Genomic DNA, 26684 nt, shown 5'->3' with positions numbered 1-26684 from the left:
TGTCGGTATTCCATTCAAACTAACAATAAGAATTCTTTATCGAAGCCATGAGAGCTTTCATCAGCATTCTTTTTGTTACTCAAATGAGTACTGACAGACTTGAAACCGGCACAAGCAGCCGCTTCGGACGCGCATTTTAACACCATTTTTCGATTAAATTTACCGATAACAATGCATGTCACAAATACTTAATGACATACATAAAAAAACCCGGACTGAACAGGCCTGTTCAGTCCGGGTTTCAAGTATTCGCTTCAGCTTGGTTTTAAACGCTTTATTTATTTTGGAATTGCTCCAAAATAGACGGATCTTCCAGCGTAGAAGTGTCTTGGGTGATCTCTTCGCCTTTGGCGATGGTTCTCAACAAACGGCGCATGATCTTACCGGAACGGGTTTTCGGCAGGTTGGTCCCAAAGCGAATATCATCCGGTTTAGCAATTGGCCCAATTTCCTCAGCCACCCAGTTACGCAGCTCCTGAATCAGTGCGGCACGCTCATCACCTTCCGGAATATCCACATTCAGCACCACAAAGGCCGCAACCGCCTCCCCTTTCACGTCATGAGGACGTCCCACCACCGCAGCTTCTGCCACTTTAGCGTGTGACACCAACGCGGATTCGATTTCCATCGTCCCCAAGCGATGACCGGAAACGTTTAGTACATCGTCCACACGACCTAAAATCCAGAAGTACCCATCAGCGTCTTTATGGGCGCTGTCCCCTACTACATAGTAATGTTTGTTTTGATCGCCGTTAAGCGGGAAGTAGGTATCACGGTAACGCTGATCGTCACCCCAAATGGTACGAATCATCGACGGCCAAGGCTTCTTGATCACCAATAAACCACCGTCATTGTTTTGCAGCTCGTTTCCTTCTTCATCCAGAATCGCCGCATCAATTCCCGGCAGAGGCAAAGTACACGAACCTGGTTTTAGCGGGGTAACCGGGAACGGTGCTATCATATGCGCACCGGTTTCAGTTTGCCACCAGGTATCAATAATTGGACACTCACCACGTCCAATCACTTCGTGGTACCACATCCAAGCCTCAGGGTTGATTGGCTCACCAACCGTCCCCAAAATACGCAGTTTGGAAAGATCATACTGCTTAGGCAGATCCGCACCGAACTTCATCAAAGCGCGAATCGCCGTCGGAGCGGTATAGAATACCGTCACCCCATGATCCTGACACACTTGCCAGAAACGCCCGGCATCCGGATAAGTCGGAACCCCTTCAAACATCACCATGGTCGCCCCGACAGAAAGCGGACCGTAAGCCACATAAGAGTGACCGGTAATCCAGCCCACATCCGCAGTACACCAGAAGACATCATCATCTTTGAGGTCAAACATCCACTCGTTGGTCAGGTGAGCATTCAACAGGTAACCGCCCGAGCTGTGCTGCACCCCTTTTGGCTTCCCGGTTGAACCGGACGTATATAAAAGAAACAGGGGGTGCTCAGCGTTAACTGCAACCGGTTCATGATAGTTGCTCATGCCCGCTTCGGCATCCATCCAATCGATGTCACGCCCTTCCTGCATTGGCACTTCATCATTGGTGCGCTTGTAAACGATCACCTTTTTAACATGCTCACAGTCATGCTCCAGTGCTTTATCGACCGCGGATTTCAGTGGAATCGATTTACCGCCACGCAGGCTGCCGTTGGTCGTAATCACCAGTTTTGCCCCCGCATCGACGATACGGTCACGCAACGCTTCCGCCGAGAAGCCGCCAAAAACCACCGAGTGAATCGCACCGATACGCGCACAGGCCTGCATCGCAATCACCGCTTGCGGAATCATCGGCATATAAATAATGACGCGATCGCCCTTTTGAACGCCCTGAGCCGTTAAAGTGTTAGCGAAGCGACAGACTTGATCGTGCAACTCTTTATAGGTGTGGTGTTCCACATCGCCCTGGTCCCCTTCAAAAATAATCGCTAACTTGTCGCTCTTATCCGCTAGATGACGATCAATACAGTTATAGGAGACGTTTAGCTCACCATCACTGAACCATTTGTAATGCGGAGCTTGTGACTCATCCACGCCAATCGTGAAAGGCTTTGTCCATTCTAATTTTTCTTTAGCCAGTTTAGACCAGAAACCAACATAATCTTGTTCCGCTTCAGCTCGCATTTGCGCCAGTTTTTCTTCACTGATCGAAACACTGGATTTAGTCGCTTCACTCGGCTGGAATACTCGATTTTCCGTTAAGATCGACTCGATATTAGACATGGATACACTCTCTATTTAGCAATTAGTCACACAAACAAATATATCTATTATTCTATGATTGCAATGCTCATCACATCGCATTTTGGCCGGGTCGGCCTGAATGCCCCAAAGTTTACTCTTCTGAGCTACAAAGTTAAAGCGCCTGAGAAAATTTCTTGGGAAATTCTTAAAGAAATCATGCTCGCGACAATCAATAAGCCAATGATATGGCCCTAAACACAGAAATTTGATGTCTCACAGAGAGTTAGCGACTGAAGCATACCAAGCAAGTTTAACCACCTTGCCAACAAACTCAACAGGCCTGTTGAGTTTTGCCAAGCGCTCTGGTTAAACTGAACGCACACAGATTGGAGGTAACCATGCGCGCTTTTTTAGCCGTACCCGTCGACACTGAAACTACAAACACGCTGAGCCACATAGCCGAACAGCTTCAACAGACCGAATGGGGAAAACGAATCATCTGGTTTCCGCCGCAAAACTACCATCTGACTCTGCATTTTATTGGCGGCAAAGTCGATCCTGTCAAAATTCAGAAAATTGCCGACAGCATGCCTAACTGGTTTGCCGAAGGCATGAGTCATTTCGAAGCCGACGTACTCGGAATCCGACTTTTCCCAACTCCGCAAAAACCGCATACGCTGGTCGCCGCATTGGATGCGACTTTATTAATGCAGTCTCTGGTACGGGAAATCGAAGAACAGATCAAACCTTTCGGCTTTACCCCTTCAAAAAAGGCCTTTCGACCTCACATCAGCCTGGGGCGCATACCCGGCGACCTGGAACCAGAATCGATTCACCTGCCCGAGTTTGCCGCGCACTTGCAAGATGTCTGGCTTGAAGTCGATCGCATTACACTCTATGAAAGCGAGCTGACCGACAACTCACCGATCTACACCTCACTGGCGCACTGCCAGTTGGAAACCTACGACTAAAAACAGAAGCTAAACGCCGAATAAAAACTCAACAGGCCTGGTAGAAAGGATTTTTACCTGGCCCGTTGAGCATGTTAAAACCGTGGTTGAGGTTGGATAGGGCTTAGATGACCACCTGCGGTGACCAGCCTTCGCTTTGCAAGACTTCGATGAGTTCGTCATCCGGGAAGTAAAGATCGCTTTCCGGGGTTTTCATTTGCACACGCGCTTGGTCATTGGCATAGTCCACCACCACCGGCAGCCCTTGTTCGGCATGATAAGCACTTAACAGCACTTTCAGTTCCTGAATGCGATTTGGAGTGAGCGCGGTGGATTCTACAGTCAATTTAAGCGCACGCGCTTTTTCCACCCGTGCTTCGGCTAGACTCACCACCTGTTCGGCATCGATTTTGATACCGCCGTTAAAGGTGTCTTCACTAACTTCTCCATGCACCATCACCACCATATCTTCCTTGATAGTATCGCGAATCGCCTCATACACCGCCGGGCGCATCACCACTTCCAGACGTGCGGTTTTGTCGTCAATCGCCATAAAGCCCATGCGATCGCCGCGCTTGGTGATTTTGGCGCGCAAGCCGACGACCAGACCGGCCGCCCATTTTTTCTGCCATTTCTCCGGCTTGAGGCTGGAGAGGTTCACACCAACCAGTTCATCCAGTTCCGCGCGATAAATATCGATGGGGTGACCGGTGACATACAGCCCCAAGGTCTCTTTTTCGCCTTTTAAGCGCAATTTTTCCGGCATTTCCGCCACGTTCAGCAGTTGCGTAGAACCGCTTTCCTCGACGGAAAGCATCTCGCCAAACAGATCGTTCTGTCCCAGTTCGTCATTTTTCTGCTGCTGCTCGGCCTGTTTCAGAGCCATCGGCACACTTTCGAGCATGGCATTGCGATTATCGTGCAGACAGTCCAACGCCCCACTGCGAATCAACGCCTCCAGGACACGGCGGTTGACCTTTTTACCGACACGCAGGGTAAAATCGAACAGATCTTTAAACGGCCCGTTGTGGCGGCGGTCGTCAATCACACCTTCCAGCGCCGATTCACCGACGCCTTTGATCGCCCCCAGACCGTAGTAAATACTGCGCGCTCCGCTCGGCTTAAAGTGAATTTCACCTTGGTTGATATTCGGCGCTTCCACCTCCAGCCCCATGGCGTAACACTCGTTGACCATGTGCACCACCTTGTCGGTGTTGTCCATATCAGAGGAGATCTGCGCCGCCATGAATTCGGCCGGATAATGGGTTTTCAACCAAGCGGACTGATAGGAAACCAGCGCATAGGCGGCGGAGTGGGATTTGTTGAAACCGTAGCCGGCGAACTTTTCCACCAGATCGAAGATTTTCATCGCCAGATCGCCGTCAATGCCGTTTTTGATCGCCCCCTCTTCAAACACGGAGCGCTGCTTGGCCATCTCTTCCGGTTTCTTTTTACCCATGGCGCGGCGCAGCATATCCGCACCACCGAGCGTGTAGCCGGCCAGCACCTGGGCAATCTGCATTACCTGCTCTTGGTAAAGAATGACCCCGTAGGTCGGCTCGAGAATCGGCTGCAATGACTCATGCTGATACTGCGGATCCGGGTAAGAAACCACTTCCTTACCGTGCTTACGGGCGATAAAGTTGTCTACCATGCCCGATTCCAACGGACCGGGACGGAACAGCGCCACCAAAGCGATAATATCTTCAAAACAGTCGGGACGCAGACGCACGATCAAGCTCTGCATCCCGCTTGATTCCAACTGGAATACCCCGGTGGTTTTCCCGGTTTTAATCAAATCGAAAGTCGGCTCATCGTCCAGCGGAATGCGGGCGATGTCGACAAACCCTTCATCGCCGGGCTGCTTGTTACCGTTGATCGACTGCAGCGCCCAATCGATAATGGTGAGGGTACGCAACCCCAGGAAGTCGAACTTGACGAGACCGGCGGTTTCCACGTCGTTTTTGTCGAGCTGAGTGACCACGCTGGAACCGTCGGGTTCACACAACACCGGACAGAAGTGATCCAACGGCTTCGGCCCGATTACTACCCCACCGGCGTGCTTACCGGTATTACGCACGGTACCTTCGAGCTTGAGCGCCAACTCAAGCAACTGCCGCGCGTCTTCGTCATTGTCGCGTTTGGCCTGCAGGTCTTCTTCTTTTTCAATGGCGTCTTTAAGCTTAATCCCCAGTTCATTCGGAATCAGCTTGGCGATGCCGTCCACCACACCGTAACCCAACCCAAGCACACGCCCCACGTCGCGTACCACCGCTTTCGCCGCCATGGTCCCGAAAGTTACAATCTGCGACACGTGGTCACGACCGTAATGTCGGGAAACATAATCGATCACCTCATCACGGCGATCCATACAGAAGTCGACGTCAAAGTCAGGCATGGAAACACGTTCCGGGTTGAGGAAACGCTCAAACAGCAGGTCGTATTCGATTGGATCCAGATCGGTGATTTTAAGCGCATAGGCCACTAAGGAGCCCGCCCCCGACCCCCGTCCGGGGCCAACCGGAATCTGATGGTTTTTCGCCCACTGAATGAAGTCGGCAACGATCAGGAAATAGCCCGGGAATCCCATCTGCAGAATAATGTCGAGCTCGAACTTAATCCGCGCATAATATTCCTCGCGTTTTTTTGCAAAGGCTTCGGCATCCAGATGACCGAATAGAAAATCCAGACGCTCGTCCAAGCCTTTATGACTCTCTTCAACGAAGAATTGATCCATGGTCATGCCGTCCGGAATCGGGAAGTCCGGCAGGAAGTAGGTCCCCAGCGTTAGGTTAAGTGAACAGCGTTTCGCGACCTCAAGAGTGTTTTCGATCGCCTCGGGCAGATCGTCAAACAGCTCGATCATCTCCTCGCTGGTGCGGAAATACTGCTGTTCCGAATAGCGTTTGGGACGGTTCGGATCTTCCAGTACATAACCGTCGTGAATACAGACTCGAACCTCATGCGCTTCGAAATCCTCCGGTGCGGCAAAACGCACGTCGTTGGTAGCGACGACCGGCACTTCGTAACGCGCAGCGACCTCAACCGCTCCGGCGATATAAGTCTCTTCTCCCTCTCGACCGGTTCTGATCAATTCCAGATAGAAGTGATCCTTAAAATGCGCTTGCCACCAATTCATGCGCTTGGCGACCAAATTCGGTTTTTCGGCCAGAATAGCCTGACCGACATCGCCCTCTCTCCCGCCGGATAAAACCAACAGGCCTGCTGCATGTTCAGCCAGCCACTCACGTCTGATCAGCGGCATCATCTGGTTTTGAAACAGCTTCTGGTTCTTTAAATAACCCAATGAAATTAAATGGGAAAGATTCAGATACCCTTGCTCATCCTGACACAATAACACGCATTTAAAAACCGATTCATCAGGATCCTCTATCAGTACTTCAGAACCGATAATCGGCTTGATGCCCGCGCCGATCGCGGCGGTATAAAACTTGACCAGTGCAAACAGGTTTGAATGGTCCGTTAAGGCCAAAGCGGGCTGTTGGCTCTGTTGAGCAAGCGACACCATCGGCTTGACCCGTAAGGTACTGTCAATGACGGAATATTCAGAATGGACGTGTAGATGAACGAAAGCGGTCATAAAGGTTTAAGGTGTACTCGATAATAGGGTCGAAAAACAAAGTGATTAACGTGCATGGCCTTGGCCCTGACAGTATGGAAACAGGCCTGTTCATTTTTCACCTGCAGGCTTGCTGAGAGGATGAAAAGCCAATCGTCAATCCAAGAAACAATTTTCAATTATGTTATTCTAACGGCTCCGCACTCGAGTGTGACAAAAATGATATGGCAATCTGGAATATCTGTCTGCAAAATGCTTTCAACTCCTGTCAATAAGCCATTATTTTTTATAACAATTCAACCGTGTTAATTAATTCAAATTCATTCCTATGCAAGAAATGCCCTTTTGGCTTGACCCTACTCCGGTTACCTTTCCCCCTACCGAACTCGCACTCAAAGAACCGATCGGTTTGCTGGCGATGGGAGGAGCATTAACGCAAGAGTGGTTACTGCTTGCCTACTCCAAAGGCATTTTTCCTTGGTTTAACCCGGGAGAACCCATTTTATGGTGGACACCTGACCCTCGCAGCGTCTTGTTTATTGAAGACCTTAAAATTCGCCGTAGCCTGCGTAAGACCCTGAAAAAACTTGATAACACCCCCAATTTTGAGGTTACTCTGGATCAGGCTTTTGCAGACGTCATCCAACAGTGCGCAATCATGGAGCGCAAGGACCAGGACGGCACTTGGATTACCCAGGAGATGGCCCAGGCTTATTTACAATTACACCAATCCGGACACGCCCACTCGGTCGAAGTATGGCTGGATGGAGAGCTGGTCGGGGGCCTCTATGGCGTGGCTATTGGCAAGATGTTCTACGGCGAATCCATGTTCTCGAAAGTTTCCGACGCCTCTAAAATCGCTTTAGTTGCGTTAAGCATGCAACTGAAGGCCTGGGGATTCAAACTGCTGGATACCCAAGTGGAAACGGCCCATTTAAAAAGCATGGGCGCGACCTTGATTTCGCGCAAGGTGTTTGAATCCCTAATAGCCCAACAGACCCAGCATGCGTTCCCTCCGAGAAAATGGCAGATGGAAATGGATTGGCTCGAAGCTGCTATTGAGCACAGCTATTACCAGAACGCCCTGGACAACGCAGAGTAGCACTCATGAAGCACTAGCCTAATGCTAGAAGCAACCGACTATTCGTCGCTACTTAACGGGCAATTAAAAACTTTTAAGTCATTTTCTGCCGTCAAGGTCGCACTCTACTGAGTTTTCAGTACAATGGAATCATCATGAGACGCGATTAACCGAAAGGTTGAAAAGGTGACGGCATGTATCAACATCCTGGCAATCGGCCTGTATTCTTAAATTTGTGGAAATTTCACTTTCCGCTCAACGCTTGGCTTTCGATTGCACACCGCCTCAGCGGCATACTCCTATTTTGCAGCCTAATCGCTTACCTGGCTCTGGCCAATCTATTGATCTGGCACGATGCCGTTTCGTTGGCTAATATTCGTGACCACTGTTTTGTCCGCCTGTTGCACACCGTTTTCTGGATCAGCCTCAGTTATCATTGGCTTAACGGCCTTCGACATTTGTTGGCAGAACACTTTATTGACCCAAACCTCTACCGCCGAATCAACCACCAAAGCGTCGCTTGGTTGATGCTCAGTGCCTGGCTGGTACTTTCCATCATCATTATTCGACAGGTCTGGTCATCATGAAGCTGAATGTGCTCAAGCCCAATGCGCTCAGCGGGCGCCGTGCCCATATCTGGCAGCGTATCAGCGCACTGTATCTGCTGTTTTTCACCCCCTACCTGGCTTGGCTCACACTTAAACTCCCTAACTTCAACAACCTGTATGAGTTGACCCAGTATCTAATACCCCCATTCTACCTGCTGCCGATTCTGACGGCCTTTTGCCTAGTCGTGATTCACAGCTGGATCGGGCTTCGCGATATCTTGATTGACTATACACCGAGAACACGAACGCGATTTTGGCTGCTGAGCTTGCAATGGTTATTAGCTCTGGCCGTTTTAAATGTCATTTGGCTATGCTTACGCCTTACCGACACTTTATAGCGCTTTCGAATAGCAACGATTTCATGACGGCACAATAAATAATGACCCTTTCCCAACCCCCACTTTCACTACCCAGCAACCCGCCCCATGACTCCCTGCCGATAGAGACGTTTGATGCCATTGTATTGGGGGCTGGCGGTGCCGGCATGCGCGCAGCCCTGGCTCTGAGTAAAAAAGGGCATAAGGTAGCGATGGTTTCCAAGGTCTTTCCAACCCGCTCGCATACGGTGGCGGCCCAGGGAGGCATCAACGCTGCACTGGGTAATATCTCGCCCGATCAGTGGCACTGGCACATGTACGACACCATCAAAGGCAGTGATTATCTCGGGGACCAGGACGCCATTGAGTTCATGTGTTCAGAGGCCGCCCATATTGTCCGTGAACTCGAACATTTTGGTGTTCCTTTTTCTCGTCTCAACAACGGTAAAATCTACCAGCGCGCCTTTGGCGGCCAGAGTCAATCCTTTGGTGAAAAACAGGCACATCGCACCTGTGCCGCAGCCGACCGCACCGGGCATGCTATCCTCCATTCGCTCTACCAGCAGCTGCTTGCAACCGGCGTGCAGATGTTTGATGAATACTATGCCCTCGACCTGATCAAAAACCAGCAAGGCGAGATCAACGGCTTGTGCGTGATGAATATTCATAATGGCGAATATGAAATCCTGCAAAGCCCTCACATTTTGATTGCCACCGGAGGCGCCGGCCAACTCTATCGGACCAACACCAATGCCAGCATTAATACCGGTGACGGATTAGGTATGGTGTTGCGAGCCGGCTTGCCTTTACAGGATATGGAGTTCTGGCAGTTTCATCCGACCGGGGTGGCCGGCAAAGGCATGCTTATATCCGAAGCCGCCCGTGGTGAAGGCGGCGTACTGAGAAATGCAGACGGTGAGGCTTTTATGCACCGTTACGCACCGCATGTTAAGGATTTAGCTTCCCGTGATGTGGTGGCGAGAGCGATTGCCATAGAAGTACAGCAAGGCCGGGGTTGCGGTCCGAACCAGGATCATGTGTTGCTCGATTTAACCCATTTACCTGCTGAAACGGTTGAAAAACGCCTTCCGGGAATACGCGATATCAGCAAAACGTTTCTTGGCATTGATCCGGTTGAAGCCCCGATTGCTGTCTTTCCAACCTGCCACTATATGATGGGCGGCATTCCTACCGACCTCAACGGCCAAGTGATCACGCTCAACGACCACAATCAACTGCAGCCGGTCAACGGCCTCTATGCCATAGGAGAGTGCGCCTGCGTTTCCGTTCACGGCGCCAACCGCTTAGGCGGCAACTCCCTGCTCGATATTATCGTTTTTGGCCGCCAGGCGGCCGATTACATCCACCGCCAATTACAAACAGACATTCCTTCTAAATCAAGGCCTAGCGACTTAATTCTAAAACCGGTTCTCGAGCGCATTCAGCGCTGGCAAACCCCGCAACCAAGTGAGGATTCGCTTGCGTCCATCAAACACGATTTGCAAACAACCATGGAAACCGGGTGCGGGGTTTTCCGCAATGCCGATAGCATGCAAGCGACCTTGAAGGCCTTAGAGACGCTCAATCGACGCCTGCAGACTGTAACCCTTGACGATCACGGCGCCGTTTTCAACCTCGATCGTCTGCAGGCTTACGAGTTGGAAAACCTGATGGCCATCGCCTTCGCCACTGTGCACTCGTCCCTATCCCGTACTGAAAGTCGTGGAGCCCATTCCCGCGTAGACTACCCTGAACGCGATGATGAAAACTGGCTTAAACACACGCTCTATTTTCAACAGCAGAACCGCATTGCCTACAAGCCGGTTAACCTTCAACCGAAACAGCACCCACCCTTCCCCCCTAAACCGCGTGTTTACTGATATCATGCCGGAGTTTTTATGAAACTGTTTATCAGCCGTTACGACCCCCAGAAAGACCATCAGCCTTACGATCAAGAATTCGAACTGGAAGACGGTTCAATTGCGTCTGACCTGATGCTGCTGGATCTTTTGCACAGAGTACGCGCGCAAGACCCAAGTCTGAGTTTTCGTTTCTCCTGCCAGGAAGGGGTCTGCGGCTCTGATGCTATCAATGTCAACGGGCGCAATGTATTGAGCTGTATCACCCCCGTCAACACCTTGACATCCCCGATTCGGATCCAACCGCTTCCTGGTCTCCCCATAATCAAGGACCTGATCGTGGATCTGAGCCTGTTTTACCAGCACTACAGGGAAATTCACCCCGTATTGCAGACCCAAGAGCTGAATCTGGAAAAAGAACATCTGCAAGCCCCCGAGCAACGCAGCCAACTGGATGGAGGCTACGAATGTATTCTTTGCGCCTGTTGCAGTACCAGCTGCCCGTCCTTCTGGTGGAATCCAGATCAGTTTCTCGGGCCTGCTGCCCTGTTAGCGGCACACCGCTTCATCATTGACAGTCGCGACATCAAGCCGGTTGAACGCCTTAAAGAATTAGACGATCCGCTGAAAACCTTCCGCTGCCGCCATATCCAAAACTGTACTGCGTCCTGTCCCAAAGGGCTCAACCCGAGCCGAGCGATTCAGTCACTGAAATCCATGATCACGCATCACAAGACGGATAAATAAGGAGCTGGCGAATGGCACATGAAACACCTGAATCCGCTTACCAAGCAGAACAGGCCTGGTTAAAGCGCATGCACTTTCAATGCAAACGCGGCTTACTGGAGCTGGAACTGCTGCTAACCAACTATCTGCCACTCGTACTTCAGCAATCCAAACAGCAACAACAACTGTTTGAACGCTTGCTAAGGGAGAATGACCAGAGCCTCTATAACTGGTTTTTTCCGGATTCCGCATCCCGATTCGCACCAACTCCCCTAAAAACATCGAGCGATTACCAGGCCTTAATCGACTCCATCCGCAACCATTACTTGAATTCATCAAAATAAACTGATATAATCCGCGCAAATTTTTTCTAAGGAATTTACCTAGACCTATGGCAAAACAAGACGTTATTGAATTTGACGGTGTCGTTATCGAAACCCTGCCTAACACGATGTTTCGTGTTGAACTGGAAAATGGGCACCAAGTGTTGGCCCACATTTCTGGACGCATGCGTAAGAACTACATCCGCATCCTGGCTGGCGACCCTGTAAAAGTAGAATTAACGCCTTACGACCTCACTAAAGGTCGTATCACTTACCGCGGAAAATAAGCGCGATTGTAACCGTGTGCTCGTCGCTTATTTAAAGTAAGCGGACTCGCTAGCACGTTAGCCTAAATAGGCTGTCTAAGTCTGCATAAAAAAACCACCTGCTTCTTCAGAACCAGGTGGTTTTTTTGTTTTGCGAACTCGGTTTTCAACTGAGCAGGTTTGCTCAGTTTTGGGAATAGCGGGTAAATTTAAGCGTTAATATTAAAAACCAACTCGTCATTCTGGCAATCAATTTCCAATTGACCGCCATTCTGCAACTCTCCGAACAGCAACTTTTCCGCCAAAGGTTGTTTAACTTTTTCCTGGATCAGGCGCCCCATTGGACGCGCGCCCATTAATGGATCGTATCCGCGCTTAGCCAACCAGTGACGCGCCGCTTCCGTTACTTTCAGCGAAACCTTTTTCTCACTCAGTGTCTGCTCAAGCGCATATAGGAATTTGTTCACCACCGATTCCATTGAGGCTTCAGACAGACGGTTAAACTGAATAATGCCATCCAACCGGTTACGGAATTCTGGGGTAAAGACTTTTTTCAGCTCAGCTTCAAAATCCATCGTGTGATCCTGGACGGTAAAGCCCATGCTGGCACGCGACATCTGCTCGGCGCCGACATTGGAAGTCATGATCAAAATCACATTACGAAAATCGGCTTTGCGGCCATTATTGTCGGTCAAGGTACCGTGATCCATAACTTGCAACAGCAGGTTAAACACATCCGGATGCGCTTTTTCGATCTCATCCAATAAAATCACTGCATGCGGTTGACGATTGACCGCTTCGGTCAGCAAGCCTCCCTGATCATAACCAACATAACCCGGAGGCGCACCGATCAAACGTGAAACGGTATGACGTTCCATATATTCCGACATATCAAAACGCACCATCTCTACACCAAGATGTCTCGCCAACTGCTGGGTCAATTCGGTCTTCCCTACCCCGGTCGGACCGGCAAACAGGAAACTGGCGGTCGGCTTATTCGGGTCACTCAAACCCGAACGTGCCAACTTAATCGCAGCCGCCAGCTGTTCCACGGCATGATCCTGACCAAACACCACACGCTTCAGATTTTCACCCAAATCTTGCAGCTTGTCTTTCTCTTTTTGCGTGATTTGCGATACCGGAATGCGCGCAATACTCGCCACAACCGATTGAATTTCATGCACCCCAATCTGCTTACGGCGTTTACTGGCCGGCAGCAACCCTTGCTTGGCGCCGGCTTCATCAATCACATCAATCGCTTTATCTGGCAGGTGACGGTCAGTAATATAGCGCGATGACAAGGCAACGGCCTCTTTTAAGGCTGGCAGGGTATATTTCACCTTGTGATGCGCTTCGTATTTATCTTTGAGACCTTTTAGAATTTCAAAGGTTTCCTGATTGCTCGGTTCCTTAACATCCACTTTCTGGAAGCGACGCGCCAAAGCTCGGTCTTTTTCAAAAATACCGCGATGTTCTTCGTAGGTGGTGGCACCGATGCAACGCAACTTACCGGAAGAAAGTGCCGGTTTCATCAGATTGGACGCATCCATCGCTCCGCCCTGAACCGCTCCGGCACCGATAATGGTATGAATTTCGTCGATAAACAGGATCGCATGCGGCTGCTGTTCGAGCTCCTTCAACAACGCCTTAAACCGTTTTTCAAAATCCCCACGGTAGCGGGTTCCAGCCAACAGTGCGCCCATATCCAAGCTATACACCACCGCATCTTCCAATGACTGAGGCACTTTATGATGAACGATTTGATACGCCAACCCTTCTGCCACAGCCGTTTTCCCCACACCTGGCTCGCCTACCAATAGCGGGTTGTTTTTACGTCGGCGACTCAACACTTCGAGTGTCCGGTTAAGCTCCCACTGACGGCCGATAATCGGGTCAATACGCCCCGCTTCAACCTCTTGATTCAAATTGGTGGCATATTTCAATAACGGCGACGAAGCGGACTGCTCCTCATCTGCACCTTCTTCGGCCTCAGCCCCTTGATTCGGTTCGGAATAGCCCTCATTGTCACCGGTGGTGACACCGTGCGAAATATAACTGAGTACATCGACTCGATTAACGCCGTGACTTTCCAGCAGATAAACCGCTTGCGAATCCTGCTCCGAATACAGAGAAGCCAGCACATGCAAACCTGTAACTTCCGGGTAACCGTTTGATTGCACTAAATAAATAGCGCGCTCAATTACGCGTTGAAACCCCATCGTCGGCTGTAGCTCATCCGGCTTATGCGTGACCATTTCCGACTCGAGAAAACGTTCCAATCCTTCTTCGATCGCACCCACTTCCGCACCGCAAGCGCGCACCACCTCCTGAACTTCAGGCAAGCCAAGCAACTCCAGCAGCAAATGCTCTAGAGTGACAAACTCATGTTCATATTCGTGAGCAACGCTAAACGCGTTACTCAAGGTCATTTGTAAGGCTTTACTCAGCACTATCAGGCTACCTCTAATTGGCACATTAATGGATGTTGATGTTGGCGCGAATAACGATTGACCTGATGCACCTTCATCTCCGCCACCTCTCGACTGTAGACACCGCAGATGCCTTTTCCGTCATGGTGTACAGCCAGCATCACTGCATTGGCACGCGCTTCATCCATAGCAAAAAATTTCATTAGCACTTCCACCACAAAATCCATCGGTGTGTAATCGTCATTTAACAGTACAACCTGATAGCGTTTTGGAGGTTTGACTTTAGGGCGAGCTGTATCCAACAGCAGGTTTCCGTCATCGTAATCCTGAGAATGTGGCATAGTGGAAATCTATAAAATTATTGTCGGTTAAACGTAAAAAAACAGATGGAACCAGGCCTGCTTAAAAAATATTTGCGCATGATTCGTTAATAGGTTCTATTGTAGCCTTTTCAAGGGCAATACGAAATGCCAGGACTTTGGAAAAGCTTGAGCGTAAAAAATACAGGAAGTCGTTTAGAAAACCGTAATCCGTGATCAGGCCGCAATTAGGCGTGCATAAAGATGGCCCGCCTCAGTCTCCTCATCAGGAGGCAGCCCCATATTTTCAATGCAGATAAAACGTTCTGATGAATAGTTGTGCGGAACTTTAAGTGAAAACCCGCCGCTGGGTGCATAGAGGTGCAATTGATTGCCGGCTGTCAGCATACTACCCGCCACCTCATAGGTGGCATAGATATCCCCGTCCTTGAGCTTCCATTGGAGATTTTCGTTTTTAATCTCGAAACGCACCAGATAATCGCCGGCTTTGCCACCGTAAAGCCCGCTATACCCCTTGCCCTTGAGGCGAAAGGTTTTACCCTGCAACGCCTGACGGGTAAATTTCATTTTCACCTTAAGTCCCGGAATATAAAAATAACCGATTCTAAGCAGGCGGATCGCATAGCGTAACGTTAACGGATAGGTGACAGCACGATTTTTACCGTTAATCGGCTTATGTCCGCAGTTTCTGGTGAAATCGGTGCTACCTTGATTAGAGGATTGAGAACGGGTGTTTGATGCTTTGGCATTGCGTGCGGCCGTTCTATTCGGCTTGCTGTGAGTAGGCTTGCGCTTACGCAACATAAACTCTTGCCAATAAGCGTCACGATGTTTACTCAAAATTTCATAAGCTTCCGCAACTTGCTGAAATTTTTTAGTGGCATCATGAATTTTTGATACGTCAGGATGATAGCGTCTCGCCAGCTTCCGATAGGCTATTTTGATCGTTTTCGAGCATGCGTTTTGATGAACTCCAAGAACAGAGAAATAATCAATGGTGGGATCAAAATATTGAGAATAAGAAGCCATTCAGAAATTTTAGTCTACTCAAATCCGAAAATACGCGTTGACACTTTGCGGATCTAATTATATTTACTCAATTAAGTTCAATTTGTTGAAATTCATTCTAGCGCCAAGCCCCACAAAAAAAAAGCGATCAAGGCATAAAAATTCCCTGGTTCAGACCAACTTTTACTAATAGAGCCAAAGGATCAAAACCAACTCAAACCAATAAGCCATTCAGCCACACTCATAAACCCAAATAATCATTATCAATTGATGTGTTTTATCAAAATATCTGCCAAAAAAGGCGCCATATAAGCGATAATACCCCACTCGAAAAAAGGACATGACCAATGAGTATTGAACAAGCATTGCACGAACGCAGCGGCTCAAAATGCGAGCTTTGCGGATCTGAAGAAAATTTAAGTGTTTATGACGTTGCTCCAAGTGACGGGAGTGCGGATCAAGCGATTTTAATCTGCGAAACTTGTCACCAGCAGATTGAAAACCCTGAGCAAGCCGACCCTAACCACTGGCGCTGCTTAAACGACAGCATGTGGTCACCAGTTCCGGCGGTTCAAGTCATGGCCTACAGAATGCTTAACCGCTTGCGTTCTGAGGGTTGGCCTCAAGACCTGCTTGATATGATGTACCTTGAAGATGATGTTCGTGCTTGGGCCGAAGCGGGTATGAGCAACGATAACGAAGACACTGTCGTACATCGAGACAGTAATGGCAACATCCTACAAGAAGGCGACAATGTCACCCTTATCAAAGACCTTGATGTCAAAGGAGCGGGATTCACCGCCAAACGCGGCACAATGGTTAGAGGCATCCACCTAACCGACAACCCGGAGCACATTGAAGGTAAAGTGAACGGCGTGCAAATTGTTTTGGTGACCGCTTACTTGAAAAAAGCCAATTAAATCGCTTGCAGCACCCCATAAAAAAACCGCCCGATGGCGGTTTTTTTATGTCTATTAATAGCTAATTCATAACGCCAGGGAATGCGGCAGATAGCCACGAATTTCCTTAGGCGAAAGGCTAACGACATTTTTATCTAAGGTGAAAACGACATGTTTCGTCAATCGCGTCGAGAAAGCATTGCGTAAATCCCCCAAAAATGAAGGGGCTGCAACCACAAATAATCGATCAAACTTATTTTGATTCAGCTCGTCACAAAGATGGCTGGCAACACTTTTAGCAAAACCAATTTCTTCTTGCTCTTTTGGGCTTACTTCATCACTGTAAGCATGTCCGCCGGCACCTTGCCCTCCCATATCCTTTCCAGGCAAGTCGCTGTCTAACTCCTGCTCATGAAGACGTCCGGCTGGATGCGCTAAGGTTTCGATCTCTATCAACTCTGCAACAGAGTTTTCAGCTTCAAAAATACGTGCACGACTGCTGTCTGCGACTAGAATCCATGCTGATTTCATTATTACCACCCCTTAAATTCATAGATTATTCAAAACGTTAGGAGTTCAAACTCTCACTCCACAAAACGTTTGGGCTGAAATTCCATTCTACGCCTAAGAGGATCAAAAAATACAGTGATTTACGCACAAAAAAGTAAAATTAATAAAGAAAATTGAGGCGAATCAAGCTTAAAAAACAACTAAAAACCTTTTTTATCGCTGTCTTTTAAGCCAGTTTCCGATTGACACAGACACGGTTACGTCCCGCATTTTTTGCCAAATAGAGAGATTGATCAGCCGCCTCAAATAAGCTCGCAAAACTAACCGGCATATCTTCGTCGGTTTCAATGGAGTCGCTTTCGATTAAATCCATCAAATGGCTGCCGGTTACTCGCTCAAGGGAAGCGACGCCAATGGTTGCCGTGATAGCAACTCCTTGCGGATGCAGCGATTCAACACGTGATCTCAACATTTCCATTTTCTGCTGAGCTTGCTGCTTATTGCAGTCCGGCATTAAGAGAATGATTTCATCTCCACCATAGCGCACGGCCACATCCCGTGGGTGGAGTCGATCACGTACCAACTGGCCAATCTGCCTGAGCACCTCATCTCCTAACGCATGGCCGTGCTGATCATTAACCTCTTTAAAATAATCAATATCCATCACACACAGTGAAATCGCTTCATTGCGTTTTTTGGAGTACTGCACCAACTGTTCACCGTACTCATCTATATAGTGGCGATTATTCAACCCTGAAACCGAATCCAGATTGGCTTTTTGATATAAGGCCCGTTGAGATGCGATTGACTCGTCAAGCTGGCGTTTATTTAAAATCAAATTAATCGCCCGTGCCAGAAAATCTGTCTCATGAAACGGCTTGGCAATAAAATCCCCTGCTCCATGTTTTAGGACATAGACTTGACGCAACAAATCATTCCATCCAGAAACCGCCAGAATCGGCATGTTGCGAATCTCTTCACGCCCCTGACGAATCAGGTGGATCAGACCGATACCACTGATTTTTCCTTCCAAAATCAAATCGGTTACCACCAGGTCAAATTCTTGCTGCTCCAGCAACTCAGCGGCTTCCTCACCACTTTTAACATGAGTCACGGCCCAACCGGCATTTTCCATAATATATCGCGTGTAATCTGCCGTGCTTTGGGTATCTTCGATGTACAGGATGTTGGCTGAAATCCTAACCGTCGTGTAGAGCAGCAGGCTTTTCATCGCACGTTTTAAATTTGCCATATCGGATTTCTGAAAAATTTCCGTAAATCCGGCATCATAAGCCGCGCGCTTAAAATCCTTGGTCATGTTGGAAGTAATCAAAAACTTAGGAACACCACTTAAATGCTCCAAATCTTGCAACTTCTCTAACAACGTAAAGCTGTCCATATCGCCTAATTCATGAGCCAGACTGATCGCGCTTGGTTTATTTTGTTTCAAATACGCCAAAGCCTCCTCGCCGGAAGCCGCTTCATGAATCAGAATATCGTTATGGTTCATTAACTCTTTGACGATTGCCCGATAACTTACAGAGGGTTCAACTACCAGAATATCCATTTAAGAAAACTCTTTTCAACTTAAGACGTTTATCCACTTGACTCTCACCAACTCATTTTGATGAAGTTACCAACGTCTTAACGCCTCAAAAAAAAACCAAAACAGGGGTTCCTGTTTTGGTTAGGGATCAACTCATTTCTCTATCACAAGAGTTGAAAGCTAAAATCAAATCGAAGCAATGATCTGATTTAATGTGGCACTTGGACGCATTGCAGCCGAAGCCAACTGTGAATCCGGCTGATAATAGCCGCCAATATCCACGGCCTGACCTTGAACACCGTTCAACTCTTCGACGATCTTGGCTTCATTAGCCGCCAATTGTTCGGCAATCGGTTTAAAGTGCGTTTGTAATCCAGCATCCTCAGTTTGTTGCGCCAATTCTTGCGCCCAATACATCGCCAGGTAAAAATGGCTACCGCGGTTATCAAGCTCACCCGCCTTACGTGAAGGCGACTTATTGTTTTCCAAGAACGAACCGGTTGCACGGTCCAACGTATCAGCCAGCACCTGTGCTCTCGGGTTGTTGAAGTTTGTCGCCAAGTGTTCCAATGAAACCGCCAGAGCCAAAAACTCTCCCAGCGAATCCCAACGCAGGTGATTTTCAGTCATAAACTGCTGCACATGTTTAGGAGCCGAACCACCTGCACCGGTTTCGAACAGGCCTCCTCCATTCATCAGCGGAACGATCGACAGCATTTTCGCACTGGTTCCCAACTCCAAAATCGGGAACAGATCCGTCAGATAATCACGCAACACATTTCCGGTCACCGAAATCACATCCTTGCCTTCTTTGACGTGACGCAGCGTAAAACGCGTCGCTTCTTCCGGTGACATTATATGCAACTCAAGCCCCGTCAGATCATGCTCGGTAAGATAATGATTGACCTTTTCAATCAACTGGTGGTCATGTGCACGGTTGGTATCTAGCCAGAAAACGGCCGGCGTGTTGGTTGCGCGCGCGCGCGTCACCGCCAATTTGACCCAATCACGAATGGGCGCATCTTTAGTCTGACACATACGGAAAATATCATTTGCTTCCACAGCCTGTTCGAGCAAAGCCTCTCCGTCGGCGTTAACCACGCGCACCGTACCGGCCGACTTTACTTGGAACGTTTTATCATGTGAACCATACTCTTCGGCTTTCTGTGCCATTAAGCCCACATTTGGAACCGTTCCCATGGTAGTAGGATCGAAAGCACCGTGATGCTTACAGAACTTAATCGTTTCTTCATAAACACCCGCATAGCAGCGATCTGGAATCACCGCCAAGGTATCCTGCTGTTTCCCTTCTTTATTCCACATTTGCCCAGAGCTACGGATCATTGCCGGCATGGAAGCGTCGATAATCACATCACTTGGTACGTGCAGATTGGTGATTCCTTTGTCTGAATCCACCATGGCCAAGTCCGGCTGTTTAGCATAAACCGCTTGCAGATCCGCCTCAATTTCAGCCTGTTTTTCAGCCGGCAGAGTCTGGATTTTATTGTACAAATCACCTAGGCCATTATTCGGATTGATCCCCAGCTCGGCAAAGGTCTCTGCATGCTTGTTGAATACATCTTCAAAAAAGACCGCGACCGCTTGACCGAAAATGATCGGATCAGAAACCTTCATCATAGTGGCTTTCATATGGATCGAGAACAAAATACCCTGGTATTTGGCTTCGGAGATCGCTTCTGCCAAAAAGGCACGTAACGCTTTCTGACTCATCACCGCAGCATCAATGACTTCACCCTCTTGCAGTGGTGCGTAGTCTTTTAACATTTCTACCGAACCATCTTCTTTAACCAGTTCGATCTTGAATTGATCCGCTTGCTGCATCGTCATAGATTTTTCAGAACCGTAAAAATCGCCATGGGTCATATGCGCCACATGCGATTTAGAGTCGGCCGACCAGGCTCCCATGGAATGCGGATTGTTGCGCGCATAATTTTTCACCGAAGCCGGCGCGCGACGGTCCGAATTCCCTTCACGCAATACCGGATTGACCGCACTTCCCAGGACTTTAGCGTAACGAGCTTGAATCTCCTTTTCCTCATCCGTATTCGCCTCAGCCGGATAGTCTGGTATCGCATATCCATGGGCCTGAAGCTCTTTAATCGCCGCATTTAGCTGTGGAATGGAAGCACTGATATTCGGTAATTTAATGATGTTGGCTTCTGGCGTTTTGGCCAATTCACCCAATTCACTCAAAGCATCGCCAATTCTTTGCTCTTCGCTTAGGTACTCCGGAAAGTTTGCAATGATCCGTCCTGCCAAAGAGATATCGCGTGTTTCGACTTTGACATCTGCCACGCCTGTAAAAGATTGGATAATAGGCAATAACGAATAAGTGGCCAGCGCTGGAGCTTCATCTGTCAGGGTATAAATGATTTTAGCTTGTTCTGTCATGAGGGAGTCCTGATGTATCCTGAATTAAACTGGGTAATACGCCTTCCAAAGGGACCATTCACAGCGAACGGATCAGATCAAAACGCGTAATAAATCGTAAAAATGTTAAAATATGGGTTATTTTAACGCACTCATTACAGAAGTCTCAAAATTACACCAAAAAAAACCGCTTTTTCAGCGTTAAGTGGTCAAAAAGATCCAAACACCGCCCCTTATGAGTAAAATCTTACTGTTTAACAAACCCTTTAATGTGCTCTGTCAGTTTACCGATGAACCGCAATATGCGGAGCAGAGGGAAACCTTGGCCAACTACATCGACCTCCCCGGCTTTTATGCGGCCGGCCGTCTAGATCGTGATTCGGAAGGGTTGCTTTTGTTAACCGATGACGGCAAGCTGCAACACCGCATCAGCGATCCGAAACACAAGCAAGCCAAAACTTATTTGGTTCAGGTGGAAGGGAATATTTCCCGCCAAGCCATCCGCCAACTACAAGATGGCGTTGAACTCAAGGATGGCAAAACCCGCCCGGCCAAAGCACGCAAAGTCGCCGAACCCAAATGGATCTGGGCAAGAAACCCTCCTATTCGTGAACGCAAACACATTCCTACAAGCTGGATAGAACTTACGATTACTGAAGGCAAAAACCGCCAGGTCAGACGCATGACAGCTGCGGTTGGTTTTCCTACCCTTAGACTGATCCGTACCCGCATAGGCGATTATCAGTTAAAGCACCTCAAACCCGGAGAGTCATTATTAATCGATGTGTAATCCACTACACATAAATTAAGCTGGCCTGCTAGCCCCTTTTTATATCTGGTTTGCTAAAATACTCCCATGAAAAATAATTCCAAAACCAAAGTTATTGTCGGCCTGTCCGGAGGCGTCGATTCATCAGTCACCGCCTTGCTGCTCAAGCAGCAAGGGTACGATGTTGAAGGCCTTTTTATGAAAAACTGGGAAGGTGATGACACCGAAGATTATTGCCCAGCTGCAGAAGATTTGAAGGATGTCATCTCTATCTGTGAAAAGCTGGACATTCCTTTGCATATCGAAAACTTCTCCAACGAATATTGGGATCGGGTTTTCGAACACTTTCTGGCCGAATATAAAGCCGGCCGAACACCCAATCCGGATATTCTGTGCAACAAAGAAGTCAAATTTAAAGCCTTCTTGGACCACGCCCTCAATTTGGGTGCGGATTTCATCGCCACCGGACACTATGCCCGCATTCAACGTGATGAGGACGGTACCTGCCACCTGTTAAAAGGATTGGATGAGAATAAAGACCAGAGTTATTTTTTGTACACGTTACAACAGCATCAGTTGCAAAAATCCATGTTTCCGATTGGCGAACTTGAAAAGCCCTACGTACGTGAATTAGCCGAAAAAGCCGACTTAATCACCCACGATAAAAAGGACAGCACCGGTATCTGTTTTATTGGGGAGCGCAAGTTTAAAGAATTTTTACAGCGCTTTATTCCGGCACAGCCCGGCGATATCGTCGATGATCAGGGCAAGGTTATTGGCCGTCACGATGGATTGATGTACTACACCATCGGACAACGTAAAGGACTCGGCATCGGCGGCGGTCACGGCCAAGACAATTCCCCGTGGTTTGCGGCAGATAAAAACTTGCAAAACAATCAATTGATTGCCGTGCAAGGCAAACAACACCCTTTGTTGCAACACGCTGTGGTCGTGGCCAATACGCTGGACTGGGTTTCCGGAGAGTGTCCTCCGATCAATCAGCCTCTGAAAGCCAAAATTCGTTATCGCCAAGCAGAACAGCCATGCCGAATTGTCGAGCACAATGATGATCGAATCGTCGTGCTGTTTGACGAGCCACAAACCGCCGTCGCCCCTGGGCAATCGATTGTTTTCTACCTGGACGACGACTGTTTGGGAGGCGGAATCATCGATCAACGCTTACATCGTCTTGATGAAGTCACACACCCTTCTGTTTAAATAGAAACCATTATCGGGAGAACACATGTCTCAGTACTCGGATCAAGATCGTGCGATAGGCCTGATTGGAATCTACCAATGCGCCAAAATGGTCTATGACCTGGCGACCACAGGAAAAACGAATCAAACCGCATTTGAATCGAGTTTGCGCTCTCTGTTTATCGAAAACCCTGAAAGCACCTTGGATGTGTTTGGCGGCAAAGTTGAAAACATCCAGCTCGGCGTCAACACTCTGCTCGCACAGATGAGTTCCGATCAAGCCGTGCTCAATCGTAACGTCGAAATCACGCGTTATGTATTGAGCATGATCATTCTTGAAAAAAAACTGGGGCGTGACGAAGCTAAAATGCAGCGCATTTATTCCATGCTGGATACGGCTAAGAGCCAACAGCAGCATTTTGGCGAACTGCATGAAAATGTCATAGCTTCCCTGGCAAGAACCTATACGGAAAACGTCAGTGACGTTCATCCGCGTGTGATGGTAAACGGTAAACACGGCCACCTGCAAAACCCTCTGGTTGCCAATAAAATCCGCGCCCTACTGCTGGCCGGCATCCGCGCCGCCACGCTATGGCGTCAAGTAGGCGGTTCGCGCTGGGCTCTGATCTGGTCACGAAAAAAATATCTGCGTGCTGCTCAATCTCTAGCGCGATTCCAGCCCGATGACCAAGAGCCGCCTAAGTTTTTCAACCCCGACGAATAATTCGTTTTTAGCCAGACAGAGTCTTTAAGCAAGGTGAACTGATGAAAATCACAATCGAATCCAACCCTTCTGAAAGTACGTTGCAACAGCTGCAAGTTCGTCAATGGCCCATCTGGGAAAAGCAAGCTTCCGAGTTTCCCTGGTTTTATGATGCCGAAGAAGTCTGCTTTTTATTGGAAGGCAAAGTCACCGTCACTCCTGAAAACGGGGAAGCCGTGGACATCAAAGCCGGAGACCTAGTCACTTTCCCCAAAGGCATGGCGTGCCGCTGGCACATTCATCAAGCGGTCAAGAAACATTATCAATTTCGCTAAACGGCTCTGCAAGCAAGCAGCTTCTCTGTTTGCATACATCCCCAATATCCCAAATTAAAGACATAAAAAAAACCGCTTCCAAACTGAACAGGCCTGTTCAGTTTATGGAAACGGTTTTCTTAAAATCCCCGATTTATACAGGAGTTTTGATTCGCTCTTAAAGCGTTACTTAAGCGTTTTATAGTTTGTCTTTTTGACAATCTCAGCCTGAGCAACGATGGCTTTAAGGCGTGCATCCAGTTCGCTGGTCGCCATCATCTCGCTCATCGCAGAGGCCAGCTGTGCGTTCTGCTGTTCACTAATCTCAGCGGCTTTGACCCCTTTCACCTGAATCAGAACCGTATCGCCAGTCATCAACTGATGTGCCTGCCAGGTTGCCCCATCGGCTTGAGGCTTAGGCGCTTTAAAGGCCGCAGCCGTCATTTCCGGCAGAATACGCTGGTTATTTCGGTCAATCCAGCCAACCGTATGCCACTCAACCCCGTCACCCATCAAGGATTCCGGATTTTCACCTTCATTGACCTTGGCCAACAAGCTTTCTGCAAGCTTTGCCGCCTCAGCAATCGCAGCCTGGCGCTTCAAGTGCTCTTGAATACTGGCTTCAACTTCTTTAAGGGTTTTTTGACGCGCTTCGGTAAAGTCTTTTACGCGCACCACTACTGAGTGGTTAGGCGCCAACTCAATCGAAGCACTGTTTAATCTCGACTTTAACACCTCATCAGAAAAAGCGGCATTAATCACCTTGCTGTTTGACAAAACCGGTCCTAAACCACCATCACGACTGAACGGCTCAGAGGTTTTTATGGTTAAACCGGTCGCTTCCGCGGCTGGTTCCAAAGAATCAGGCTGTTCGTAAGCAATGGTATTCAGCTTTTCAAGCACGTCGAAATACTGCTTTTCGGCTTCTTGCATCTGATATTGCTGAGTAACCTGCTCCTTAACCTCGTCAAAAGGTTGTGTCTGCTTGGCTTCGATCGATTCGAGCTTGATCAGGTGATAGCCAAAGTCGGTCTTAACCGGCTCACTGACTTGCCCCACCTGCATAGAAAACACCGCTTCATCAAACGCCGGCACCATCATGCCTTGTTCGAAACTGCCTAGATCGCCACCGGAAGGGGCTGACCCTGGATCTTGGGAATACGTTTTGGCCAGCTCTTCAAAAGACTCGCCTGCCGCCAGTTTTTTCTGAATCTCGGCAATCTTTTCTTTTGCCTTAGCCTCCGCTTCGTCGCTATCGCCTTCGACTGCGATCAGAATGTGCTTGGCATGGCGTTTTTCAGGCAACGTAAACAGTAACTTGTTATCGTCGTAGTAGGCTTTTAGCAACTCATCGGTAACGGGCACTTGCTTCGCCAGATCTGCCTGAGACAACTCTAGATACTCTAACGTCACCTGTTCAGGCGTGATGTACGCAGGCTTATTCTTCTCATAATAAGCCGCCACCTCTTCCGGGGTGACGGTCACTGTTTTCAGGAACGGGCGCTGGTCAACACGTAAATAGTTCACGTCACGTTGCTGGCCTTGCAACGCGGCCAGCTGGGCCACTTCTGAAGCGGTTGCAAAACTGGATGACTGCGTCAAGGCACGGTATTGGTTTTCCAGCAAGAATTGGCGCTGTTCGTATTCAAAACGTGCGACATTTAAGCCGTTACGCATCAAAATGTCTTCATACACTTTTTCAGAGAATTTTCCGTCCTGTTGAAACACCTCTGCACCATGGATGGTTGCGGCCAACTGCTGATCGCTGATCATCATATGATTCTGATTAGCCCATTGGCGAATCACTTCGGATTCGATCAATGCATCCAGCACCTGCTCACGAAGATCTTCATCTTTGACCACCTGGTCATACATGTCACCAAACTGCTGTTCCAAACGAGATTTCTGACGGTTGTAAAGTGTTAGAAACTCAGTCGCAGTGATATCTTCCCCGTTTACTTCGGCCACGACAACCGCTTTGTCACCGCGCGCGTATTGATCAATTCCAAATAGCGCAAAGGTTAAGATAATCAGACCGACAATTACCCAGGCAATCCAACCCTGTGCATTATCTCGAATGGCTTGAAGCATGATTTTTCCTTTAACTGATTAAACTTTTCAAAATAGCGTCTATGATACCAATCTCCCCTTAGGGTTTCATCTGATTTATCGCAGTTTTATGTATTATCTGGTCGATCATTTATTCCCAGAAAACGCCATAAATAAAAATGTAGTGGTTCTGATGTTTGCGCTAGAATGGAATGAACCCTATGCGCTTCGGAGAACCGTCATGAAGTCGATACTGTATGTAGATGATGCGCGCTCGATGCGCAGCCTAGTGGACTTGATTCTCAACAAGCAGTTTGCAGTAACGCTGGCAGAAGATGGCATTGCAGGACTCAAAGCCATGGAAACAGCTCAGTTTGACCTGATTATCTCCGATATTAATATGCCAAACATGAACGGTTTCGAGTTTCTTCAGCAAGTGCGACTGCAACCCGCCTATCAAGAACTTCCCATTTTAATGATGACCACTGAAGCCGATCTGGAAATGAAACAAAAAGGCAAAGCGCTCGGCGCCAATGGTTGGATTACCAAACCCTTCGATCCCGATAAATTAGTCGATACCATTGAATTTCTTCTCGGCTCTTAACCCCCCAGCAATAGCATTTCAAAACTGATCAGGCCTGGTCA

The 26684-nt window shown here is 48.5% G+C and carries 23 protein-coding genes; 14 read left to right on the top strand and 9 right to left on the bottom strand.

Going from position 1 to position 26684, the window contains the following annotated elements; genetic code table 11:
* Positions 1-274: 274 nt before the first annotated feature.
* A complete protein-coding gene (acs, locus tag QCB44_RS04070) occupies positions 275-2233 on the bottom strand; it encodes an acetate--CoA ligase (protein WP_279408058.1) in 1959 nt (652 codons plus the stop codon).
* Between the two features lie 359 nt (positions 2234-2592).
* Here acs and thpR point away from each other — a divergent pair, with 359 nt between their 5' ends.
* A complete protein-coding gene (gene thpR / locus QCB44_RS04065) occupies positions 2593-3165 on the top strand; it encodes an RNA 2',3'-cyclic phosphodiesterase (protein ID WP_279408057.1) in 573 nt (190 codons plus the stop codon).
* Positions 3166-3268: 103 nt separating this feature from the next.
* Here thpR and dnaE read toward each other — a convergent pair whose 3' ends face one another.
* Positions 3269-6745, bottom strand: coding sequence for a DNA polymerase III subunit alpha (dnaE, locus tag QCB44_RS04060; RefSeq protein WP_279408056.1), 3477 nt, complete (start codon positions 6743-6745; stop codon positions 3269-3271).
* A 307-nt stretch (positions 6746-7052) separates the two neighbouring features.
* On the opposite strand from dnaE, the gene aat reads away from it, so the two are divergent.
* From aat to infA, 7 genes are all read left to right on the top strand, one after another.
* Positions 7053-7826 carry a leucyl/phenylalanyl-tRNA--protein transferase gene (gene aat / locus QCB44_RS04055; protein WP_279408055.1) on the top strand — a complete coding sequence of 258 codons (774 nt, stop codon included), beginning with the start codon at positions 7053-7055 and terminating at the stop codon, positions 7824-7826.
* Between the two features lie 173 nt (positions 7827-7999).
* Complete coding sequence (sdhC, locus tag QCB44_RS04050; RefSeq protein WP_279408054.1) at positions 8000-8392, top strand: succinate dehydrogenase, cytochrome b556 subunit; 393 nt, start codon at positions 8000-8002, stop codon at positions 8390-8392.
* Positions 8389-8751 carry a succinate dehydrogenase, hydrophobic membrane anchor protein gene (gene sdhD / locus QCB44_RS04045; protein WP_279408053.1) on the top strand — a complete coding sequence of 121 codons (363 nt, stop codon included), beginning with the start codon at positions 8389-8391 and terminating at the stop codon, positions 8749-8751. Before sdhC ends, sdhD begins: the two co-directional genes overlap by 4 nt.
* Positions 8752-8792: 41 nt before the next feature.
* Entirely contained in the window at positions 8793-10610 is a 1818-nt protein-coding gene (gene sdhA / locus QCB44_RS04040; RefSeq protein ID WP_279408052.1) for a succinate dehydrogenase flavoprotein subunit, read from the top strand.
* Between the two features lie 18 nt (positions 10611-10628).
* The gene (locus QCB44_RS04035; protein WP_279408051.1) at positions 10629-11336 is read left to right on the top strand and encodes a succinate dehydrogenase iron-sulfur subunit; all 708 of its coding nucleotides are present in this window, start codon (positions 10629-10631) and stop codon (positions 11334-11336) included.
* 11 nt (positions 11337-11347) lie between these two features.
* Positions 11348-11659, top strand: coding sequence for a succinate dehydrogenase assembly factor 2 (locus QCB44_RS04030; RefSeq protein ID WP_279408050.1), 312 nt, complete (start codon positions 11348-11350; stop codon positions 11657-11659).
* Between the two features lie 47 nt (positions 11660-11706).
* Positions 11707-11925, top strand: a complete 219-nt coding sequence (gene infA / locus QCB44_RS04025) for a translation initiation factor IF-1 (RefSeq protein WP_279408049.1) — start codon at positions 11707-11709, stop codon at positions 11923-11925.
* Positions 11926-12113: 188 nt separating this feature from the next.
* Here infA and clpA read toward each other — a convergent pair whose 3' ends face one another.
* The 3 genes from clpA to QCB44_RS04010 form a co-directional block, all read right to left on the bottom strand.
* Positions 12114-14354, bottom strand: coding sequence for an ATP-dependent Clp protease ATP-binding subunit ClpA (gene clpA / locus QCB44_RS04020; RefSeq protein ID WP_279408048.1), 2241 nt, complete (start codon positions 14352-14354; stop codon positions 12114-12116).
* Between the two features lie 2 nt (positions 14355-14356).
* Complete coding sequence (clpS, locus tag QCB44_RS04015) at positions 14357-14674, bottom strand: ATP-dependent Clp protease adapter ClpS (RefSeq protein ID WP_279408047.1); 318 nt, start codon at positions 14672-14674, stop codon at positions 14357-14359.
* 195 nt (positions 14675-14869) lie between these two features.
* A complete protein-coding gene (locus QCB44_RS04010; protein ID WP_279408046.1) occupies positions 14870-15682 on the bottom strand; it encodes a DnaJ domain-containing protein in 813 nt (270 codons plus the stop codon).
* Between the two features lie 326 nt (positions 15683-16008).
* On the opposite strand from QCB44_RS04010, the gene QCB44_RS04005 reads away from it, so the two are divergent.
* On the top strand, positions 16009-16581 hold the full coding sequence (locus tag QCB44_RS04005) for an alkylphosphonate utilization protein (RefSeq protein WP_279408045.1): 573 nt from the start codon (positions 16009-16011) through the stop codon (positions 16579-16581).
* Positions 16582-16647: 66 nt separating this feature from the next.
* Here QCB44_RS04005 and QCB44_RS04000 read toward each other — a convergent pair whose 3' ends face one another.
* The 3 genes from QCB44_RS04000 to QCB44_RS03990 form a co-directional block, all read right to left on the bottom strand.
* Entirely contained in the window at positions 16648-17091 is a 444-nt protein-coding gene (locus QCB44_RS04000; protein ID WP_279408044.1) for a host attachment protein, read from the bottom strand.
* A 205-nt stretch (positions 17092-17296) separates the two neighbouring features.
* On the bottom strand, positions 17297-18637 hold the full coding sequence (locus QCB44_RS03995) for a diguanylate cyclase (protein ID WP_279408043.1): 1341 nt from the start codon (positions 18635-18637) through the stop codon (positions 17297-17299).
* 165 nt (positions 18638-18802) lie between these two features.
* Complete coding sequence (locus QCB44_RS03990) at positions 18803-21028, bottom strand: NADP-dependent isocitrate dehydrogenase (protein ID WP_279408042.1); 2226 nt, start codon at positions 21026-21028, stop codon at positions 18803-18805.
* 214 nt (positions 21029-21242) lie between these two features.
* On the opposite strand from QCB44_RS03990, the gene QCB44_RS03985 reads away from it, so the two are divergent.
* The 4 genes from QCB44_RS03985 to QCB44_RS03970 all read left to right on the top strand — a co-directional run bounded on the left by QCB44_RS03985 (position 21243) and on the right by QCB44_RS03970 (position 24011).
* Complete coding sequence (locus QCB44_RS03985; protein WP_279408041.1) at positions 21243-21797, top strand: rRNA large subunit pseudouridine synthase E; 555 nt, start codon at positions 21243-21245, stop codon at positions 21795-21797.
* Between the two features lie 66 nt (positions 21798-21863).
* Entirely contained in the window at positions 21864-22994 is a 1131-nt protein-coding gene (gene mnmA / locus QCB44_RS03980) for a tRNA 2-thiouridine(34) synthase MnmA (protein WP_279408040.1), read from the top strand.
* A 25-nt stretch (positions 22995-23019) separates the two neighbouring features.
* Positions 23020-23697: a high frequency lysogenization protein HflD gene (gene hflD, locus QCB44_RS03975; RefSeq protein WP_279408039.1), complete on the top strand. Its 678-nt coding sequence runs from the start codon at positions 23020-23022 to the stop codon at positions 23695-23697.
* 41 nt (positions 23698-23738) lie between these two features.
* The gene (locus QCB44_RS03970) at positions 23739-24011 is read left to right on the top strand and encodes a cupin domain-containing protein (RefSeq protein ID WP_279408038.1); all 273 of its coding nucleotides are present in this window, start codon (positions 23739-23741) and stop codon (positions 24009-24011) included.
* Between the two features lie 165 nt (positions 24012-24176).
* Here the strand turns inward: QCB44_RS03970 and QCB44_RS03965 are convergent, their stop codons facing one another.
* Positions 24177-26081 carry a SurA N-terminal domain-containing protein gene (locus QCB44_RS03965; RefSeq protein ID WP_279408037.1) on the bottom strand — a complete coding sequence of 635 codons (1905 nt, stop codon included), beginning with the start codon at positions 26079-26081 and terminating at the stop codon, positions 24177-24179.
* Positions 26082-26280: 199 nt separating this feature from the next.
* On the opposite strand from QCB44_RS03965, the gene QCB44_RS03960 reads away from it, so the two are divergent.
* Complete coding sequence (locus QCB44_RS03960) at positions 26281-26643, top strand: response regulator (protein WP_279408036.1); 363 nt, start codon at positions 26281-26283, stop codon at positions 26641-26643.
* Positions 26644-26684 lie beyond the last annotated feature (41 nt).

Origin of the sequence: Thiomicrorhabdus sp. zzn3, assembly GCF_029767755.1 — a bacterium.
In the GTDB taxonomy this organism is placed as follows: domain Bacteria; phylum Pseudomonadota; class Gammaproteobacteria; order Thiomicrospirales; family Thiomicrospiraceae; genus Thiomicrorhabdus.
The sequence above is the reverse complement of the archived record's forward strand: the minus strand, read 5'-3'. Positions and strand labels throughout refer to the sequence as shown.

Coding starts and splice junctions, on each gene's coding strand:
- acs (WP_279408058.1), bottom strand. CDS start 2,233: ATGTCTAATATCGAGTCGATCTTAACGGAAAATCGAGTATTCCAGCCG.
- thpR (WP_279408057.1), top strand. CDS start 2,593: ATGCGCGCTTTTTTAGCCGTACCCGTCGACACTGAAACTACAAACACG.
- dnaE (WP_279408056.1), bottom strand. CDS start 6,745: ATGACCGCTTTCGTTCATCTACACGTCCATTCTGAATATTCCGTCATT.
- aat (WP_279408055.1), top strand. CDS start 7,053: ATGCAAGAAATGCCCTTTTGGCTTGACCCTACTCCGGTTACCTTTCCC.
- sdhC (WP_279408054.1), top strand. CDS start 8,000: ATGTATCAACATCCTGGCAATCGGCCTGTATTCTTAAATTTGTGGAAA.
- sdhD (WP_279408053.1), top strand. CDS start 8,389: ATGAAGCTGAATGTGCTCAAGCCCAATGCGCTCAGCGGGCGCCGTGCC.
- sdhA (WP_279408052.1), top strand. CDS start 8,793: ATGACCCTTTCCCAACCCCCACTTTCACTACCCAGCAACCCGCCCCAT.
- QCB44_RS04035 (WP_279408051.1), top strand. CDS start 10,629: ATGAAACTGTTTATCAGCCGTTACGACCCCCAGAAAGACCATCAGCCT.
- QCB44_RS04030 (WP_279408050.1), top strand. CDS start 11,348: ATGGCACATGAAACACCTGAATCCGCTTACCAAGCAGAACAGGCCTGG.
- infA (WP_279408049.1), top strand. CDS start 11,707: ATGGCAAAACAAGACGTTATTGAATTTGACGGTGTCGTTATCGAAACC.
- clpS (WP_279408047.1), bottom strand. CDS start 14,674: ATGCCACATTCTCAGGATTACGATGACGGAAACCTGCTGTTGGATACA.
- QCB44_RS04010 (WP_279408046.1), bottom strand. CDS start 15,682: ATGGCTTCTTATTCTCAATATTTTGATCCCACCATTGATTATTTCTCT.
- QCB44_RS04005 (WP_279408045.1), top strand. CDS start 16,009: ATGAGTATTGAACAAGCATTGCACGAACGCAGCGGCTCAAAATGCGAG.
- QCB44_RS04000 (WP_279408044.1), bottom strand. CDS start 17,091: ATGAAATCAGCATGGATTCTAGTCGCAGACAGCAGTCGTGCACGTATT.
- QCB44_RS03995 (WP_279408043.1), bottom strand. CDS start 18,637: ATGGATATTCTGGTAGTTGAACCCTCTGTAAGTTATCGGGCAATCGTC.
- QCB44_RS03990 (WP_279408042.1), bottom strand. CDS start 21,028: ATGACAGAACAAGCTAAAATCATTTATACCCTGACAGATGAAGCTCCA.
- QCB44_RS03985 (WP_279408041.1), top strand. CDS start 21,243: ATGAGTAAAATCTTACTGTTTAACAAACCCTTTAATGTGCTCTGTCAG.
- mnmA (WP_279408040.1), top strand. CDS start 21,864: ATGAAAAATAATTCCAAAACCAAAGTTATTGTCGGCCTGTCCGGAGGC.
- hflD (WP_279408039.1), top strand. CDS start 23,020: ATGTCTCAGTACTCGGATCAAGATCGTGCGATAGGCCTGATTGGAATC.
- QCB44_RS03970 (WP_279408038.1), top strand. CDS start 23,739: ATGAAAATCACAATCGAATCCAACCCTTCTGAAAGTACGTTGCAACAG.
- QCB44_RS03965 (WP_279408037.1), bottom strand. CDS start 26,081: ATGCTTCAAGCCATTCGAGATAATGCACAGGGTTGGATTGCCTGGGTA.
- QCB44_RS03960 (WP_279408036.1), top strand. CDS start 26,281: ATGAAGTCGATACTGTATGTAGATGATGCGCGCTCGATGCGCAGCCTA.